The 17,361-nt window shown below is 64.9% G+C and carries 15 protein-coding genes; 6 read left to right on the forward strand and 9 right to left on the reverse strand.

Annotated features, from left to right (window positions below; genetic code table 11):
* Positions 1-26 precede the first annotated feature (26 nt).
* The 3 genes from ACP15P_RS18025 to ACP15P_RS18035 are packed head-to-tail and all read right to left on the reverse strand — an operon-like array spanning position 27 to position 4,211.
* Complete coding sequence (locus ACP15P_RS18025; protein ID WP_424929863.1) at positions 27-1,193, reverse strand: lipocalin-like domain-containing protein; 1,167 nt, start codon at positions 1,191-1,193, stop codon at positions 27-29.
* Positions 1,183-3,558 (reverse strand): ABC transporter permease, encoded by a 2,376-nt coding sequence (locus tag ACP15P_RS18030; protein ID WP_424929864.1) that lies wholly within the window; start codon positions 3,556-3,558, stop codon positions 1,183-1,185. The genes ACP15P_RS18025 and ACP15P_RS18030 overlap by 11 nt, the downstream gene beginning before the upstream one ends.
* A complete protein-coding gene (locus ACP15P_RS18035) occupies positions 3,555-4,211 on the reverse strand; it encodes an ABC transporter ATP-binding protein (RefSeq protein ID WP_424929866.1) in 657 nt (218 codons plus the stop codon). The genes ACP15P_RS18030 and ACP15P_RS18035 overlap by 4 nt, the downstream gene beginning before the upstream one ends.
* Before the next feature lie 305 nt (positions 4,212-4,516).
* On the opposite strand from ACP15P_RS18035, the gene ACP15P_RS18040 reads away from it, so the two are divergent.
* Positions 4,517-6,067, forward strand: coding sequence for a D-aminopeptidase (locus ACP15P_RS18040; protein ID WP_424929867.1), 1,551 nt, complete (start codon positions 4,517-4,519; stop codon positions 6,065-6,067).
* Positions 6,068-6,259: 192 nt separating this feature from the next.
* Positions 6,260-6,595, forward strand: a complete 336-nt coding sequence (locus ACP15P_RS18045) for a cupin domain-containing protein (RefSeq protein WP_424929868.1) — start codon at positions 6,260-6,262, stop codon at positions 6,593-6,595.
* Positions 6,596-6,687: 92 nt separating this feature from the next.
* On the opposite strand, the gene ACP15P_RS18050 is transcribed toward ACP15P_RS18045, so the two are convergent.
* The 6 genes from ACP15P_RS18050 to ACP15P_RS18075 all read right to left on the reverse strand — a co-directional run bounded on the left by ACP15P_RS18050 (position 6,688) and on the right by ACP15P_RS18075 (position 13,460).
* Positions 6,688-8,202, reverse strand: a complete 1,515-nt coding sequence (locus ACP15P_RS18050; protein WP_424929869.1) for an ABC transporter substrate-binding protein — start codon at positions 8,200-8,202, stop codon at positions 6,688-6,690.
* A 25-nt stretch (positions 8,203-8,227) separates the two neighbouring features.
* Positions 8,228-9,883: a dipeptide ABC transporter ATP-binding protein gene (locus ACP15P_RS18055; protein ID WP_424929870.1), complete on the reverse strand. Its 1,656-nt coding sequence runs from the start codon at positions 9,881-9,883 to the stop codon at positions 8,228-8,230.
* The gene (locus ACP15P_RS18060; RefSeq protein ID WP_424929871.1) at positions 9,880-10,734 is read right to left on the reverse strand and encodes an ABC transporter permease; all 855 of its coding nucleotides are present in this window, start codon (positions 10,732-10,734) and stop codon (positions 9,880-9,882) included. Before ACP15P_RS18060 ends, ACP15P_RS18055 begins: the two co-directional genes overlap by 4 nt.
* Positions 10,734-11,672, reverse strand: coding sequence for an ABC transporter permease (locus tag ACP15P_RS18065; protein WP_424929872.1), 939 nt, complete (start codon positions 11,670-11,672; stop codon positions 10,734-10,736). The genes ACP15P_RS18060 and ACP15P_RS18065 overlap by 1 nt, the downstream gene beginning before the upstream one ends.
* Before the next feature lie 23 nt (positions 11,673-11,695).
* The gene (locus ACP15P_RS18070) at positions 11,696-12,604 is read right to left on the reverse strand and encodes a proline iminopeptidase-family hydrolase (protein WP_424929873.1); all 909 of its coding nucleotides are present in this window, start codon (positions 12,602-12,604) and stop codon (positions 11,696-11,698) included.
* A 91-nt stretch (positions 12,605-12,695) separates the two neighbouring features.
* Positions 12,696-13,460, reverse strand: a complete 765-nt coding sequence (locus ACP15P_RS18075; protein ID WP_424929874.1) for a helix-turn-helix transcriptional regulator — start codon at positions 13,458-13,460, stop codon at positions 12,696-12,698.
* A 403-nt stretch (positions 13,461-13,863) separates the two neighbouring features.
* Here ACP15P_RS18075 and ACP15P_RS18080 point away from each other — a divergent pair, with 403 nt between their 5' ends.
* From ACP15P_RS18080 to ACP15P_RS18095, 4 genes are read left to right on the forward strand one after another with little or no spacing between them, the layout of a single operon-like run.
* Positions 13,864-14,943: a transporter substrate-binding protein gene (locus tag ACP15P_RS18080; RefSeq protein WP_424929875.1), complete on the forward strand. Its 1,080-nt coding sequence runs from the start codon at positions 13,864-13,866 to the stop codon at positions 14,941-14,943.
* Positions 14,940-15,545: an ANTAR domain-containing response regulator gene (locus ACP15P_RS18085; RefSeq protein ID WP_424929876.1), complete on the forward strand. Its 606-nt coding sequence runs from the start codon at positions 14,940-14,942 to the stop codon at positions 15,543-15,545. The genes ACP15P_RS18080 and ACP15P_RS18085 overlap by 4 nt, the downstream gene beginning before the upstream one ends.
* Positions 15,542-16,432, forward strand: a complete 891-nt coding sequence (locus tag ACP15P_RS18090) for an ABC transporter permease (RefSeq protein WP_424929877.1) — start codon at positions 15,542-15,544, stop codon at positions 16,430-16,432. The genes ACP15P_RS18085 and ACP15P_RS18090 overlap by 4 nt, the downstream gene beginning before the upstream one ends.
* Positions 16,432-17,352 (forward strand): ABC transporter permease, encoded by a 921-nt coding sequence (locus tag ACP15P_RS18095; RefSeq protein ID WP_424929878.1) that lies wholly within the window; start codon positions 16,432-16,434, stop codon positions 17,350-17,352. The genes ACP15P_RS18090 and ACP15P_RS18095 overlap by 1 nt, the downstream gene beginning before the upstream one ends.
* The last annotated feature ends 9 nt before the right edge of the window (positions 17,353-17,361 follow it).

Genomic DNA, 17,361 nt, shown 5'->3' on the forward strand with positions numbered 1-17,361 from the left:
GCGTCGGCACGTAAGGCCAACCGCCGCTAGTCATAGCCGGTCATTTCGAGGTATCCAACGCCGGAATGACTGCCCTGGACCGTGACGGGGCCTTCCCAGTAGGAGACGGACATGTCCATCCAGGCCTGGGGGTTCAGCGCCGCGACGGTCAGGTCGACGCCGTATCGGGGCGTTTCGACGCGCCATTCGGTTGGAATCTCCCGTCCGCCCACGTCGCTGGTGGTGAGCGGGGTGGCCAGAAACTCACCGTTTTCCAGAGGGGTAGCCGTGCCGTCGGGAGCGATCCAGGTGCCGACCGACCACGGGTCGCCATCGGTGTGGCGCAGCACGTAGCCCATCAGTTTTTCGCCGGAGTCGAAGGTGAGTGAAAACCAGTCCCAGCCGGACTGGTTTTCGGCCAGGGGCTGCGAGGACCATTCGCGATCGAGCCAGGCGTGGCCCGTGACCTCGATGGTGCCGGAGGGCAGGGTGACGGTCCCGATGAGGTCGTAGGAGGGCTGTGCGTAGTAGTAGCTGGCCTGGCCCTGTTCGGATTTGACAGAGTAGCCGCCTTCGCCATGGAACACGAGCGGGGACGTGGCGGTGAGAGCCACGTCATAGGCAAAGTCGGTGCCGTTGGCGGCGAGGCGCAGATTGTCGAAATCAGGGCCGGAGAGGTGCCACTCATCGATCCAGGCGTTGAAGGGGTCGGGTGTGACGCCCGCCTGTCCGATGCCGCCACGGGCGAAACGCTCGGCGGTGCGGTGGATGTCGGCCGTGGTGACGGCGGCATGGGCGAACCAGATCTGGGGGGTGTTCCAGCCGGTGCCGTCGGTTGGCGCGAGAGCGGAGCGGAACAGGGTCCATTGCAGGCCGAGCGGTGTGCCGTCGGGGGCGGTCATGTTGGCGGTGATGTACCACCACTCGATGCGGAAATCCGGGTGCGGGCCGTGGTCCTGGGGGAAGGTGAAGGTTGGGTTTGGCGCGGGTAGCGTGAAGCCCTCGGCATCGGAGGCCATACCGGCAAAGCCCTGAGCGAGGGCGGGGAGGGGGAGGGTGGTGGCCGCGAGGGTTGTGAGGAAGCTGCGGCGGGTGGGCCCGATTGGAGAGGGGAGTGCGGACCTCGGGGGGCGCGAGAGCGCCTCCCATGGGGGAGGTCGGCGCTGCCGGGCGTTGCCGCCGGGCGGGAGGGTTGAGCGGGGTCTATCTCTCATTGGCGAACACCTTGAGCAGGTCGGCAGGGGGTGTGCGGGACAGGCGGATGGCAGGCCAGAGCGCGGCAAGCGCGGCGGCGGCCAGGGCCAGAAGCCCGAGGCGGGCATAGTCGAGCGGGAAGAGGAACATGGGGAGTTTCCAGCCGAATGCCTCCACATTGATGATCGCGAGCAGCACCCATGCGAGTGCGAGACCCAGCGGCAGGGCGCAGAGCGCGGTGAGGGCCGCAAGGATCACGGCGCGGGCCAGTTCCAGGCGGCCAAGCTGTCGTCGCGTCAGGCCAAGCGCCCAGACCGGCGCCAGGTGGGGCAGGCGCATGGTGGCAAGCGTCAGCAGGCTCATCAGGATCGCGAACCCGGCCACGGCCAGGGTCAGCACGTTGAGCGCGCCAGTGACCGTGAAAGTGCGCTCAAATATGCTCATGGAGAGCGCCTTGACCCCGGCCTGGTTGGTGATGGCGGCGGGCGCGAGACCGAACTCAGTGATCAGCGCTTCGCGCAGGGCGGCCGGGTCCTCCGTGCCGAGACCGAAGCGGGTGGGCTGGATGTCGGGGTGAAGCTGCCGGAACAGATCCTCGCCGATGATGGCCTGGCCCACCGGGTTACCGTAATCGCCAAAGACGCCGGCGATGGGCAGGGTCAGGTCGGGGGTGATGGCGAGGGTGTCGCCGGGGGCGAGACCGGCGCGGCGGGAGAGCTGTTCGTTGATGATGACGGCCTCACCGGTTTCGACGCGGGGCCATAGGTCGGGGGTTTCGCTGAGGAATTCCCAGTTGTCGGTGTAGATCGGGCTGACCCGGGCGCCGCCCAGCTCGGCGGGCAGGCCCGCGAGCCTCGTGTCGGTGTCCATGACCGGGCGGATCAGCACGTCGCGGGGGGCGAGAAATGCCTCCAGCGCGCCGCCATCCTCGGCCACGATGTAGAGGTCGGCGGCGAGGCGCTGGTCGAGGAAACCGGTGAAGGTGGCGCGGAAGCTTGAGACCATGGTGGAGACGCCGACATTGGCGGCCATCGCGAGCAGGAGCGCCATGAGCGCGAGGCTGAGGCCCGAAAGCTGCGCGCGGGTGTCGGCCCAGAACCACTGGCGCAGGGCGGTGGGGGCGCGGCTTTCGGCCAGTGTCAGGACCGCGCGCAGGATCAGGGGCAGGGCGAGCGCCGCGCCGATCAGCATACAGCCGAGCAGCGCGAACCCGGCGGCGAGGCCGGTGCCGAACAGGGCGAGCAGGAGGGCTGCGGTAAGCAGGATCGTGGAGGCGATGGCCAGTCCGCGCAGACCGCGTGTGGTCATCGCGGTGCGGGCGCGGCTGCCCGCGAGGATGGGCATGCGGGCGATGCCGTAGAGCGCGCCGGAGGCCGCGATGGCGGTGCCGCCAATGGCGATGGCAAGGCCGGAGAGCCACCATTCGGGGCGCAGGCTGAGGCCCTGGGCGATGCGCGCGCCATAGAGGCCTTCCAGGGTGGCGGAGACATCGGGCAGGAGGCCCGCCGCCACCAGCCAGCCAAGCGCGGTGCCGGTGAGGCCAGCGACAAGCGCGATGATCAGAAGCTCGGTGACGGTCAGGGCGATGAGGGTGGTCAGGGGCATGCCGAGGGCGCGGAGGGTGCGGATCATGCCCCGGCGCTGTTCGAAGGCGAGGCCGGTGGCGCCGTGGACGATAAAGATGCCAACGGCGAAGCCGAGCAGCCCAAAGGCGGTGAGGTTGAGGTGGAAACTGTCGGTGAGGCGCGAGAGGTCGCTGCCGGCCTGGGCGGGCTGGCGGATGAGGTCGGGGGCGATCTCCGCGAGGGGCGGGCGGTTGAGCGGCTGGCTGTCCGAGACGATCAGGCGGGTGATGCGGCCCGGTTCATTGAGCAGGTCCTGGGCGGTGGCGATGTCGGTCAGCGCAGTGCCGGGCGCTATGGCGGGGTCGGTGATGACGCGGTATCCGGGGTCGGGGGGCAGGCGGTCGGCCGTTTCCGGGGTGGCGAAGATCAGTCCGCCCGCGAGGATCTCCGGCAGGGTGACGTCGTCGGTGGCGGTGACCGGTCCCATGCCGCCGGGTGCGGTGAGCGGGTCGAGGCCGATGATGCGGATGCCGTTTTCAAGTTCGCCCTCCAGCACCGGGCCGACCTGCCATCCGGCGCGGCGGAGGTCGATGAAGCGGCTTTCCGGCAGGGAAGTGCCGGCGCGGGGCAGGAGCTGGTCGTAGCGGCCCTCGCCCAGGGTGGCGGCGGCGGCATCATAGCTGGCGCGCGCTTCGGAATTGACAGCCTGGACGCCGGACCACAGCGCGGTGGCGAGTGCCAGGCCCGCGACGAGGGTGAAGAGCTGAAGCGGGTTGCGGCGCCAGTGGGAGAAAAGGGCCTGGAGGCCTGCGCGGATCATGCGAGGCGGCCCTGGCTGAGGTGGAGCCGCCGGGACATGCGGGCGGCGAGCGTGTCGGAATGGGTGACCATCAGCAGGGCCGCGCCGGTTTCCGCGACGAGGTCGAGCATCTCGTCGAGCACTGTTTTGGCGGTGGCCTCGTCAAGGTTGCCCGTGGGCTCATCGGCCAGCACGAGTTTTGGCCGGGCCGCGAGGGTGCGGGCGATGGCGGCGCGCTGCTGCTGCCCGCCGGAGAGGTTTTCGGGATATTTGTGCAGGTGGTCGTCGAGGCCCAGGGCTTCGGTCAGGCGGGCAACGCGGTCGGGGTCGGGCGGGCCGGAGAGACGGGCGTGAAAGGTGATGTTGTCCGCGACGGTGAGCGAGGGGATCAGGTTGAACTGCTGGAAGATCACTCCGACCGTGGTGCGTCGCAGGGCGGCGCGGGGGCGGTCGCCCATGCGGGTGACATCCCTACCGTCGAGACGGATGGTGCCGCCATCCGCCGTGTCGAGCCCGCCCACAAGATGCAGCAGCGTGCTCTTGCCGGAACCGGATTCGCCGGTCAGCGCCAGGGTTTCGCCCGCGTCGAGCCTCAGGCCCGTGCCGTGCAGGACGCGCACCGGGCCGGAGGGGCCGTCATAGGATTTTTCGAGGTTTTCGACTTCGAGAAGCATGGGCGGGCTCATGTCTGATCGCGGTTTCCAATGAGTGGACAATCGGGGGCGCGATGTCACCCAACTTTCCCGGGAGTGGTCCAACGTGTCCGCGGGGCGGTTGTTCCCTGTCGGTGCCGGGCGGGCAATGTGGGATATACAGGGTAACAGGGAGAGCGGATCAAAATTGGGGGTGTCGCGCGGCTCTCCCGGCGCCTCGTGCCTCACGTGTTTTGCGGGCGCGAAATCAGTGGTTTCATTCGCCGGGGAGGGGCTTAAAGTGGTGCCAACGCGTGGACTGACAGGGGTGCCTTCCGGTGACAAAAATGAATGAAAACAAACTGAACGCGGCTTTGGACGCTCTGGCGAACCAGTATCCCGGGCCGGGGGGTGTTGCGGGTGTGGTCCATGAGGGCCGGGTGGTTGCGTCGCGGGCCTGGGGGTACAAAAACCTTGGCACTGCGGAGCCGATGACACGGGCGACGCGGCTGCCGATCTGTTCGATTTCCAAGCAGTTCACCTGCGGCGTTCTGCTCGATCAAATCGGTGATGCGGACCGGTTGAATGACCGTGTGGCGCGGTATCTGCCGGCGCTGGAAACCGAAGCGCCGCGGGTCACGGAGCTTGCCCATAACCAGTCGGGGCTGCGCGATTACTGGGCGCTGAGCGTGTTGCAGGGCGGCCGGGCGGAGCAGACCTTTGGGCGGGGTGATGCCCTGCCTCTGCTCGGCACGATCCGGACGGGGCATTTTCCGCCGGGCACGGGCTATTCCTACAACAACGGCAATTTCCGGATCCTTGCGGAGCTGATCGAAGCGGAGACCGGGCGGAGCCTTGAAGAGCTCTACCGGGAGGTGATCTGGGATCCGGCGGGCATGAAAACCGCGGAGCTGACCCCCGATACGCGCCAGCCCGCCGATGGGGTCGTGGGGTATGAGGGCTGTGACGCGACCGGGTTTTTCCCGGCGGATAACGGCATTTACTGGCGCGGGGATGCGGGGATTTCGGCCTCGCTCGACGACATGCTGGCCTATGAGGCCTGGATTGACGCGACGCGGGACGCGCCCGACGGGCTTTACCGGCGCATGTCGGCACGGCCGACGTTCCGTGACGGCAGCGCCGCAACCTATGGCTATGGCCTGGCGCATATGGAGATTGCGGGTCTGAAGGCCACGGGCCATGCGGGTGCTCTGCGCGGGTTCCGCTCGGTGCGGTTCAATCTCGCGCGGGAGCGGCTGTCGATCGTGGTGATTTTCAACCATGAGGCCAACATGTTCGGCGCGGCGTTCGGTCTGCTCCATGCGGCGCTGGATATCGAGGCGCCGAAACACGCCCCGGTGCCGGAGGGCTGGGACGGGCAGTGGATCTGTCGCGGGACCGGGCTTCTGGCGCGGATGTCGACGGCGGGGACGGACGCGACACTGCGGTTCAGCACCTTTCCGGACGTGCTGCATGTGGAGGGCGATGGCCTGAAGGGGGGCGAGGTGACCGTGGCGCGGGAGGGCGATGCCCTGCGGATGCGCCGGGCGGGGGAGAACCTGGAGGTGGTGCTCGACCCGCTGGAGGTGCTGTCTGACGCGGATGGCGGTGACCTGGCCGGGCGCTACGTCTCGGAGGAGACGGGCGGCGCGGTGGAGATCGAGTCGCGGGACGGTGGGGTGTACTGCCGCTTCGAGGGGATTTTGGGCACTGGCATCATGGAGCGCGTGCATCCCGCGGGGCCGGATGTGTGGATTGTCGCGACGCGGCGGTCGATGGATGCCCCGGCACCGGGAGACTGGACCCTGCGGGTGCGGCGCGACGGGGCGGGCGCGGTGGCCGGGTTCGAGCTTGGCTGCTGGCTGGCGCGGGGGATCGGGTATGTGCGGGAGGGGTGAGGGGTCGCGGTAACCTGTCAGATGTCCCGCCCGGCGGTGACGCCGGGCAGCACCAACCGCCCCCAATGGGCGGCGCTCCGCTTCGCCCGCGGTTTGCGATGCCCTCACCTGACGAGCGGAAACGTTGCACCAAACCCCCAATCGGGGCAGGCTGCCGCCCGTGGTCGGTTTTCACAGGCGAGGAGCCCAGACATGCCCTATCCGGATTTTATCAGAGCGTTTCCAGAAATAGACGTGCCGTTCCCCGATGACGTGGTGCAGACGGCGGTTGTGCGGTCCGATGACGGGCTCGTGGCGTTTTTCACGTTCCTCAAGGATATGGTGCTCCCCCCGCATTCCCACGGCGCCCAATGGGGTACCGTGATCGAGGGTGAGATTGAGCTGACCATCGGGGGTCAGACCAAAACCTACCGGGCCGGTGACAGCTACGACATCCCGGCCGGCGTCGAACACGGCGCCACCATCCGCGCCGGAACCCGCGCCATCGACGTGTTCGAGGAGGCGGACCGGTACAGGGTGAAAGGGTAGGGCGGGGGGTGCTCGAACGGACTGTCGACCGGACGAAAACGGGCGGAGCCTGAAGCCCCGCCCGGATTTTGCTTTTCACGCTGTCGTGCGGATTACTCCGTAATGACGGTGTCCTCGAGGAAGAAACGGCCGAGGGGGTTCTGGTCGAAGTTTTCCACGCCCGCACGGCTCACGTTGATGAAGGGGCTGTAGAAGAGGTCGATCCAGTGAGCGTCGGCTTTGGCCAGTGCCTGGATCTCGTGGTACATGGCCTCGCGTTTGGTCGGATCCAGTTCCAGGCGCGCGTCGGCGACGAGCTGGGCTACCGTGTCGTTCTGGTAGCGGGTCATGTAGTTCATGTTGACATCATGACCGAGCACGAAGGTGGTTTTCTGGTCCGGGTCGAGGATGTCGTTGGTCCAGTACATCATCGAGAGGTCATACTCGCCATCCACCAGCATGTCCCACGTCTGGCTGGGGTCCATTTTCACGAGATTGACGTCGATGCCCACGTTGGACAGCTGCTGCTGGATGAGGACCGCGACCTGCTCGTCGACCTCGTTGCCCGCGTTCACGAGGTAGTCCAGTTTGATGTCTTCGATCCCGGCTTCGGCCAGGGTGGATTTGGCGAGTTCAGGGTCGAAGGGACGGGCGCCGTTGTCGGCGCTGTGGTAGAGCGCACCGGCGGGAACGTAGCTGTTGGCGACGGTTCCCTGACCGAAGGTGACGGTATCGACGATCGCCTGTTTGTCGATGGCATAGTCGATGGCTTCACGCACGGCCAGGTTGTTGAGCGGTTCGCTTTCGTGGTTGAGGAGGAGGTGGTCCTCGCGGGTGGAGGGCTCGATATGGACGGTAAGGCTGTCATCGGCCTGAAGTTCCTCCACGCGGGAGAAGGGCACGAAAATGGCGGCGTCGAGTTCACCGGCCTGAACACTCAGCATGCGGGTGTTGTCGTCGGGCATGGAGATCCATTCGACTCCGTCGAGGCTGACGCGGTCGGCTTCCCAGAATTCGGGGTTTTTCTCAAGGATCACGCGGTCGCCGCGCAGCCAGTCCTTCACGATGAAGGCACCCGACGCGATGGGGTTTTCGGCATAGGCCTCCTGGCCCATTTCCTCGAAGCCCGCCTTTGAGATCACCGAGGTGGCGGGCATGGCGAGGGTGGAGAGGAACGGCGCGGACTGTTCCGACAGGGTGATTACGAGGGTTTTGTCATCGGGGGTCTGCATGTCCGAGATGATTTTGTAGCCGTCGGCCCAGAGCGAAAGCTCGCTGTCGCGCACGCGCTCGAGCGAGAACATGGCGTCGGTGGAGGTGATGGGCGTGCCGTCGGAGAAATTCGCGTCGCGCAGGTGGAAGGTGTAGGTCAGGCCGTCGTCGGAAATCTCCCAGCTCTCGGCCAGGCCCGGCACGAGTTCGGCGCCGGATTTGTCGACGCGCACGAGCACGTCATAGACGTTCATGAAGACCCAGAAGTCGATGTTCTGGGCGGTGTTGATGGGGTCAAAGGTGGAGCTGTCCTCGCGGCGGCCGATGGACAGCACGCCGGCGGCCTCGGCGATGGAGACGAGGGCGGTGGAGGCGGCGAGGGCAACGAGGCCCACGCGGGCAAATCGGGATATCATGGTTCTGGTCTCTCCTGTTGATTGGTTATGCGGTTTTTATTTCCTGGCCCCGTCCACGCGCGAGCGGGCGGTCGGGGTCGATGTTGGGAATGGCTGCGATCAGGTCGGCGGTGTAGGTCTGTGCGGGGTTTGCGAAGACCTCCGAAGTGGGGCCGGTTTCCACGATGCGGCCGTGGTGCATGACGACCACGCGGGCGCAGAGGTCGCGCACGATGGCGAGGTCGTGGGCGATGAAGATGAGCGTGAGGCCGAGGCGGTTTGAGAGGTCGCGGAACAGGTCGATGATCTGGGCCTGAATGGTCACGTCGAGGGCGGCGACGGATTCGTCGGCGATGATGACCTTTGGGTTTACCGCGAGGGCGCGTGCGATGCCGACGCGCTGGCACTGGCCGCCCGACAGGCTACCGGGGCGGCGGTTCAGGAAGCTGCGGTCGAGTCCGACCATGTCGAGCAGTTCGCCGCAGCGGGCGTCGATGCCGGATTTGGGTGTTTCGCCCTGGGTCAGGAGTACCTCGCGCAGGGTTTCAGCAACGGTCATGCGCGGGTTCAGGGCGTTGTAGGGGTCCTGGAAGACCATCGCGACCTCGCGGCGGACGCGGGTCAGGGTGCTGGTGGCCGTGATGGGGTCTCCGTCATAGCTGACCGCGCCGGAAGCGATTGGGGTGAGGCCCATGATGGTTCGGGCGAGAGTGCTCTTGCCGGAGCCGCTTTCGCCGACGATGCCGACGGTTTCACCCGGCATGATTTCGAGACTGACACCGGCGAGGGCGCGGAAATCCTCGCGTTTGCGGAACCAGCCGCCCGTTCCGGGGAATCTGACCTCAAGGTCGTTGATCTGGTAGACGGGTTTCGGATGGATTGTGGCGGGTGCGTTTGTCCCTGCCGCTTTGGCCTCGAAGGAAGGGTGCGAGGCGATCATTTTTTGGGTGTAGGGGTGCTGCGGGGCCGAGAGAAGCGCCCGTTTTTCGCCGGTTTCGACGATCCGACCCTCCTGCATCACGGCGATGCGGTCGCAGGTCTGGGCCACGACGCCAAGGTCGTGGGTAATCAGGATGATTGAGAGCTCGCGTTTGCGGCGCAGCTCCACCAGCAGTTCGAGGATCTGGGCCTGGATGGTGACGTCGAGGGCGGTTGTTGGCTCGTCCGCAATCAGGATTTCGGGGTCGCAGGCCAGCGCAATGGCGATCATGGCGCGTTGGCGCATGCCGCCGGAAAACTCGTGCGCGTAGCTGCGGAAATTGCGGGGCGGGTCGGGGAAGCCGACCTGGTCGAGCAGGTTTATCGCTTCGTTGGTGGCGTCGGCCTGGGAGAGACCCCGGTGGCGGCGCAGGCCCTCGCAGATCTGGTCGCCGATGCGGATGAGCGGGTTCAGGTGGCTGGTCGGGTTCTGAAAGATCATACCGATGCGACGGCCGCGAAGGTTGATCATTTCCCGTTCCGGAAGGTCAGGAATGGAGGTGTCGCCCAGAAGGATGTCGCCCTCGGTGATGTGCATGTTCGGCGAGGGTTTCAGGCCGATGATGGTGCGGCAGAGCAGGCTTTTGCCCGAGCCGCTCTCACCGACGAGGCCGAGGATTTCCGATTTGCCCAAGTTGAGACTGACGTCGCGCAGAAGAGGGCGCGGGCCGTCCGGGGCGTCAAACGTGAGGGAGAGGTTTTGAACAGTCAGAAGCGGGGTCATTCGAGGCGCCCCCAAATGTCGCTGAGCGCGTCGCCGAGCAGTGAGAACCCGAAGGCCAGAACAACAATGGAGACGCCGGGAAAGAAGGGGATCCACCAGGCCCGGGAGATGAAGCTCTGGCCCTCGGCGACCATGATGCCCCATTCGGCGGTTGGGGGCTGCACGCCGAGGCCGAGATAGCTGATCGCGGCACCGTTGAGCAGGACAAGAACAACGTCGGACATGGCGAAGACGATGGAGCCCGCGAGGGCGTTGGGCAGGAGGTGGCGGAACATGATGCGCGTACGGGAGAAGCCGAGGCTTTGGGCCGCGACGGCAAAGTCCTTTGTTTTCAGAACCAGGATCTGGGCGCGGATCAGGCGGGCATAGCTGACCCAGCCCACGAGGGCCATGGCGATGTAGAAGCTCGTCAGGCCGGGGCCAAGGATGGCGATGATGGAGAGCATCAGCACGAGGAACGGGAAGGCGAGCACGATGTCGATGATGCGCATGAAAATCGTGTCAACGATGCCGCCGAAGAAACCCGCGACCGTGCCGACTATGGTGCCAATGATGAAGGGGAAGAGTACGCCAAGCAGGGCGATCTGCAGGTCGATGCGGGCGCCCCAGATGACGCGGGAGAGCACGTCGCGGCCGAAATTGTCGGTGCCGAATGGATGCGCCCAGGAGGGTGGCGTCAGGCGTAGGTCGGGGTTTTGGTGAACCGGGTCGAAGGGGGCCACAAAGGGTGCCAGGATTGCGAGCAGGAGGAACGTGCCGATAATGCCGAAGCCTATGACAAGGCCGGTGTTTTTGCCGGGCAGACGCAGGCGGAGGATGGAACGCGGTTCGGGGGAGGGAATGTCGGTCATCAGAACTTCACCCTCGGATCGACGGCGGCAGTAATTATGTCGGCCGCAAAGTTGATGAGCAGCGTGGCAACCGCGAAGGTCATGGCCACGCCCTGAACGACCATGTAGTCGCGGGTGAAAATACCGCGCACAAGAAGCTGGCCCATGCCGGGCAGGGCAAAGACGCTTTCCACGACCACAGTGCCGCCGATCAGCCAACCGATATTGACGGCCAGCAGGTTGATGGTTGGGACCAGTGCGTTGGGGACAACGTGGCGCCAGAAGACCACGTTATCGGGCATGCCGCGGGCGCGTGCGGCGGTGGCGACGTCGGACTGAAGCCCGGCGATCATGCCCGCCCGCAGGCTGCGGGTGACGACGGCGGACAGGGACAGGGCGACGGTGAGGCCGGGAAGGATGAGGTGGGTGATCTTTTCCTGGAAGGTTTCGCCGTAGCCGGAGACGGGCAGCCAATCAAGTTCTACGGAAAACAGAATGATCAGCATCACGCCGAGCCAGAACTGCGGGAAGCCGATTCCTGCGGTGGAGACGATGCGGACGGCGTGGTCGGGAAGCTTGCCCTGGCGGCGGGCGGACATGGCGGCGAAGGGTACGGCGATGATGAGCGACATGATGACGCTCACCACCACCAGGGCGAGGGTTGGCTCGATACGGGTGGCGATGAGGTTAAGGACGTCGACCTTGTAGAGGGTGGAGCGGCCCATCTCGCCATCGGCGAGGTTTTTGAGAAAATAGAGGTACTGCACCCACATGGGTTCATCGAGACCGTACTGGGCGCGTATGTTGGCAAGCGCGGTGGGCGTGGCGCGGGTGCCGAGCAGAACGCGGGCCGGGTCGCCGGGTATGAGGCGGACCAGAACAAAGGTGATCACCGATATGCCAAACAGCACGGGTATGAGCTGTATCGGACGGTAGAGAATGAAACGGTATCGGTGCATGTGGGCTCTTCGGCTGGTGGCTGTCAGGTGCCGCGTTCGCAGCGTTGGAGAAATTCCTCGACGAGTTCCATGCAGGCCGCGCGTTCCTCCACATGCGGCATGTGGCTGGAATTCGGGAAGACATGTGGGGTGACGTTGGGAATGCGGTCCCAGAAGGGTTGCAGGCATTCGGTCGTCGCCTCGTCATACTCGCCCCGGAAGGCGAGGGCCGGTGCGGTGATGTTGTGCAGACGGTCAATGATCGACCAGTTTTTTAACGTACCGATGACGTGGAACTCCGTCGGGCCGTTCATCGTGTGGTAGACTGTCGGGTCACTGGCCATGGCGTCGAAGGTGCGCTGGACCTCGGGCGGGCGGGGTTTCACGCGGCATACATGGCGGTCGTAGAACACCTCCGTCGCCGCCTGGTAGTCGGGGTGGTCGATTGTGCCGGCGGCCTCGTGTTCGTCGAGGGTCGCCTGGACGTCCGCCGGGAGTTCGGCGCGCAGTTCGGCGGCGCCCTTCAGCCAGATCTGCATTGAGCAGGGGGAGTTGGCTATGACGAGCGCCTTAAGTCCGCTTGGCTGGCGGACGGCGTGTTCGGAGCCGAGCATGCCGCCCCAGCTTTGGCCAAGGTAGGCGTAGCGGTCCTCTATGCCCAGGTGTTTCAAAAGCGCGTCGAGTTCAGTCAGGAAAAGGTCCACGGTCCAGAAATCCGCGCCCTGGTCGGGCAGGCGGGTGGAGTTCCCATTGCCGATCTGGTCGTAGTGGATCACGGGACGGCCGGTTTTGGCGATGTCCCTGAAGCTGTCGACATAGTCGTGGGTGCAGCCGGGACCGCCATGGGCGACCACAAGCGGGAGTTTGGGTGAGTCGAGTGAACCGCTGATCCGGTACCAGGTCTCGTATTCCTGCCAGGTTGAAAACCCTTCGGTCATTTCAAATCCGCTCATCGCGTTTCGTGTCCCCTGTTCGCAATGGGGAAGCTTAGGCACGGAATTCATCGGAAAAATACCCAGGTAAACTTATAGGTTCCTGGACATCTCAGGCGTTCGGATTGAGCAGGCGGTAGTGTGCGGCAAGGGTGACCGCGTGGTTGCGGTTGCGCGCGCCGAGTTTCTTCGTGGCCGAGGTGAGATGCAGGGTCACTGTGGGGATGGAGCGGCTGAGCTCCCAGGCGATTTCCTTCGTGGTCATGCCGTGGGCGCAGAGGCGCAGGCACTGGGTTTCGCGGGGGGTCAGCTGCACGTGCGGGGTGCGCAGTTCATGGGGTTTGAAGCCGGGATGAATCGCGTCGTGGAGCATATGAGCAAGATGGCCGACAGACGAGAGGTGCCGGTCAATCCCGGACTTGTCCATGGGATCGCGGCAGATGGCCGTGAAGGTCGCGAGCGCGCCGTCCGGGTTGGGGATGGGCACGGTGATGCCGCAGTCCATGCCCGTGTCGCAGAGGTAATCCACCACGGGGCGGTGACGCTTCGACATTATTTTGTCCATGATGGCGCTCTGGCGGCCGCGATGGGACCAGGTGAAGGGACAGGTGACATGGCGGGAGGCTTCCATGACAGGGTCCCATCCGTAATAGCCTTCCGAGCACCAGAGACCTTCCATGTCGTCGGGCGCGTTGCGCATGTCGAAGACCGTGGGAAGGATAAAGCCGCCGTCATGGCTGAGCGGGACGGGTGAGTAGTCGTAGGTGAACACGTTAAATCCCGCCGGAGCGAGGGCGTCGCGGACCAGGTCCATGGCCTGATCAAGGGGCATTCCGTGGTGCAGGCCGTGCAGGTTTTCAGATGGGGTGTCGTACATTGGCGTAAATCTGGCACAAGTTTTTCATTAGTCAATTGGACGCCAAACCGGTGCCGTTTCCGCTTTGTTTTTCGCGCGAACCGGCGGTCCGGAGCAAGTGGGCGCCCCGATTCGACCGGCCGCTGTGTGACCGGCGGGTGGCGATTCGGGGAAAAATGGGTGAAAAATGGTCTGCAAACAGGTCTGGAATTGGGCTGACTGCAAAATTTCCGCACTTTTTTGAGGCAAATTTGGTGGTTTTGACTGATATGGGGCGTTGAGCGCCCTCTGACTTGACCGATTAGAAAACTGGCGACAGTCTGGATGCACATCCGGCTCAACGCCGATCGGCATTCGCGCCCCGACCCGACATCCTGTCCCATGGCAGATGTGGGGGCGGGGCTTTTTGGTTTCTGGGGGTCTCTTGAAACGCACCGTTGCACTTGGTCTGCTCTATTCGCGAAGTGGCAGTTACGCCCGTATCAGTGACGCCTGCCGCACCGGCGCCCTGGGGGCGATTGAGAAGATCAATGCCGATCCGGGCCGCCGGATTGCGTTTGAGGCGGTGGAGCGGGATCCGGGGGGGAACGTGGATCTCTACGGGCCGCTCTGTAAGGAAATTCTGCGGGACACGGAGGCGCATCACATTATTGGCTGCGTGACCTCGTGGAGCCGCAAGGAGGTCATTCCGACGCTGGAAAAATTCGACGGGACGCTGTGGTATGCGGTGCCCTATGAGGGGTTTGAGGCGTCGGATCATGTGGTTTACCTGCATTCCTGCCCCAACCAGCATCTTTTGCCGCTGCTTGACTGGTGCATGCCGGCTTACGGGCCGCGCGGGTATCTGGTGGGCAGCAATTACATCTGGGGCTGGGAGATCAACCGGCTGGCGCGGGAGACGATGCACGCGCGCGGCGGTGAGGTTCCGGGCGAGCGGTATCTGCCCATCGGGTCCACGGATATTGACCGGATGATCGAGGAGGTACGGGCGACCGCGCCGGATTTCATCATCAATTCGCTGATCGGTCCGTCCTCCTACGCGTTTTTGCAGGCCTATGCGGAGCTGGGCCGGGAGGATGCGCGGTTCCGGCCGGAGAGCTGCCCGGTTCTGTCGTGCAATCTGACGGAGTGCGAACTGGACGAGATCGGGCCGGAGGCGGCCGAGGGTCTGGTGGCGGCAGGGCCGTATTTCCGGGACGGAAATGGCGCGTTCGGCAGCAGTCACGAGGCGGCGGCGAGCCGGGCGGTGCATGCGCTGGCAAACCTTCTGGAACATGCGCCGGAGAGTGACGCGCAGAATATCGCGGCGCTCCTGAAATCGCCGGTCGGGCTGCGCAGCGGGATTGATGCGAAGACCCATCACTGCCACCAGCCCGCTTTGATTGCGCAGGTGCGTGAGGGGACGTTTCGGGTGATCGAGGATGGCGGGGTTTTGCCCGGTGATCCGTATCTGACGCAGCCGCGGCCGAAAGGGACCACGCCGAAACTGAGGGTGATCCGGTGAGCCGGGGCGTGCGCATAGCCGATCTTGGCGGGGCGCGGGCGGTGATTTTGCACCGGCCCCATGCGGTTGTGACGGCCCTGACGCGGCAGCTTCAGGCGGTGGGTCTGCATGTTGAGACCTGCTGGCCGGAGTTGAAGGCGGACGCGCTGGCGGCGGATTTCGTGTTTTTCGACGCGGATATGGGCTTTGACGAGCAGTTTCCCTGGCCCAAGGGGCAGCCGCCCATGCCGATGATCGCGCTGATCGGGTCGGAGGCGCCGGGCCGGGTTGAGTGGGCGCTGTCCACCGGGGCGAGTGCGCAGATCCTCAAACCCGTGGGCGATGGCGGGGTCTACAGTGCGCTTCTGATTGCGCGGCATTCCTTTGAGGCCCGGCGCTCGCTGGTTTCCGAGGCGGCGGATCTGCGGCGCAGGCTGGGTGAGCGGCAGACGGTGGTGCGCGCGGTGGTGCAGCTCATCGACGTTATGGGCTCGGAAGAGGAGGCCTATGCCGAGTTGCGCCGTCAGGCGATGGATGCGCGGGTGGGCCTGGAGGAGGCGGCCGCGCGGATTTTGGCGGGCAAACCGCTGCGGATGGTACGGCCCAAAGGTGAGAGAAAATGAGTGACGTGGCGGTGACCCCGGCGGCGGTGCGGCGGCCCGATGGTGTCTGGGCGCGGCTGCGCCGTCGCAAGCTGGCGCTGTTTGGCATGGCGATTGTGGTTCTGATGGTGGGCTCGGCCATTCTGGCGCCGTGGATTGCGCCCTACGATCCGTTTGAGCAGCATTTTGAGGGGCTGTCGCTCTATGGTGAGCCGTTGCCGCCGGGGGGTGATTTCCTGCTGGGGACGGACCTTCTGGGGCGGGATCTGCTCAGCCGGCTGCTCTATGGGGCGCGTACCAGTTTGATAATTGGTGTGGTCGCAAATGGTATTGCCCTGGTGATCGGGACGCTGATCGGGCTGGTGGCCGGGTTTTTTCGGGGCTGGATTGGCAGCGTGCTGATGCGGTTCACGGATCTGATGATGGCGTTTCCCGCACTTTTGCTGGCGATTTGCCTCGCGGCGATTTTTCAGCCGTCTCTGTGGATCGTGGCCTTTGTTATCGCGATGGTGAACTGGGTGCAGACGGCGCGGGTGATCTATACCGAGACCACGGCGCTGACGGAGCGGGATTTCATTGCCGCCGAGCGCACGCTGGGCGCGTCGACGACGCGGATCGTGTTCAGGCATATCCTGCCGCATCTGATCCCGATGATTGTGGTCTGGGGCACGCTGGGAATTTCGACGACTGTTCTGCTGGAGGCGACGCTGTCCTATCTCGGGGTTGGGGTGCAGCCGCCGACGCCGAGCTGGGGCAACATTATCTTCGAGAACCAGACCTATTTTCAGTCCGCGCCATGGCTGGTGTTCTTCCCGGGTGCCGCGATTGTCGTGCTGGCGCTGGCGTTTAACCTGGTGGGGGATGCGCTGCGCGACGTGCTGGACCCGACCTTGCGGGGGTCGAACTGATGGCGGGCTATGCGGTACGGCGCCTGGTGCAGGCGATGCTGATTTTGCTGGGCGTGTCGTTCATCACGTTCTTCCTGCTCTATGTGCTGCCCGCCGATCCGGTGCGACAGATCGCGGGGCGTTCGGCCACGCCGCAGACGGTGGCGAACATCCGCGAGCAGCTGGGCCTCGATCAGCCGTTTCTGGTGCAGTACTGGCGTTACATGGCCGGGCTGTTCCAGGGAGATATGGGCCGGAGTTACCTGCAGAAGACGGATGTGGCGACGCTGATTGCGGCGCGTCTGCCGGCGTCTCTCCTGCTGATGGCGGCGGGGATTTTCGCGGAGCTGTGCATTGGTCTGACCATGGGTGTGATTGCGGCGCTGTGGCGTGGGCGGTCGATTGACAACTCGCTGATGATGACGTCGTTCGTGACGGTTTCCGCACCGCAGTTCGTGGTGGCGCTGCTGCTTCTCTACGTGTTTGCGGTCAAGCTGGGGTGGTTTCCGATTGGGGGCTACGGCACGGCGGCGCATCTGGTTCTGCCGGCGATGACGCTCGGGGTGCTGGGGTCGGGCTGGTATGCGCGGATGATGCGTTCGAGCATGGTTGAGGTGCTGCGCTCCGATTTTGTGCGGACGGCGCGGGCCAAGGGGCTGACGCGGGGGCGGGTGATCCTGCGCCATGCCATGCCCAACGCGATCCTGCCGATCATTGCCATGATCGGGATCGATATCGGGATCTTCATGGGTGGCATCGTGGTGGTGGAGGGCGTGTTCGGCTGGCCGGGCATTGGTCAGCTGGCCTGGCAGGCCATCCAGCGTGTCGACATTCCGATCATCATGGGCGTCACGCTGGTATCCGCCTGCGCCATCGTGCTGGGCAATCTGCTCGCTGATCTGATCACACCGCTGGTCGATCCAAGAATTCGCATTCGATAGGTTTCAACA

It is taken from the genome of Amaricoccus tamworthensis (assembly GCF_049800875.1).
GTDB lineage: Bacteria > Pseudomonadota > Alphaproteobacteria > Rhodobacterales > Rhodobacteraceae > Amaricoccus > Amaricoccus tamworthensis.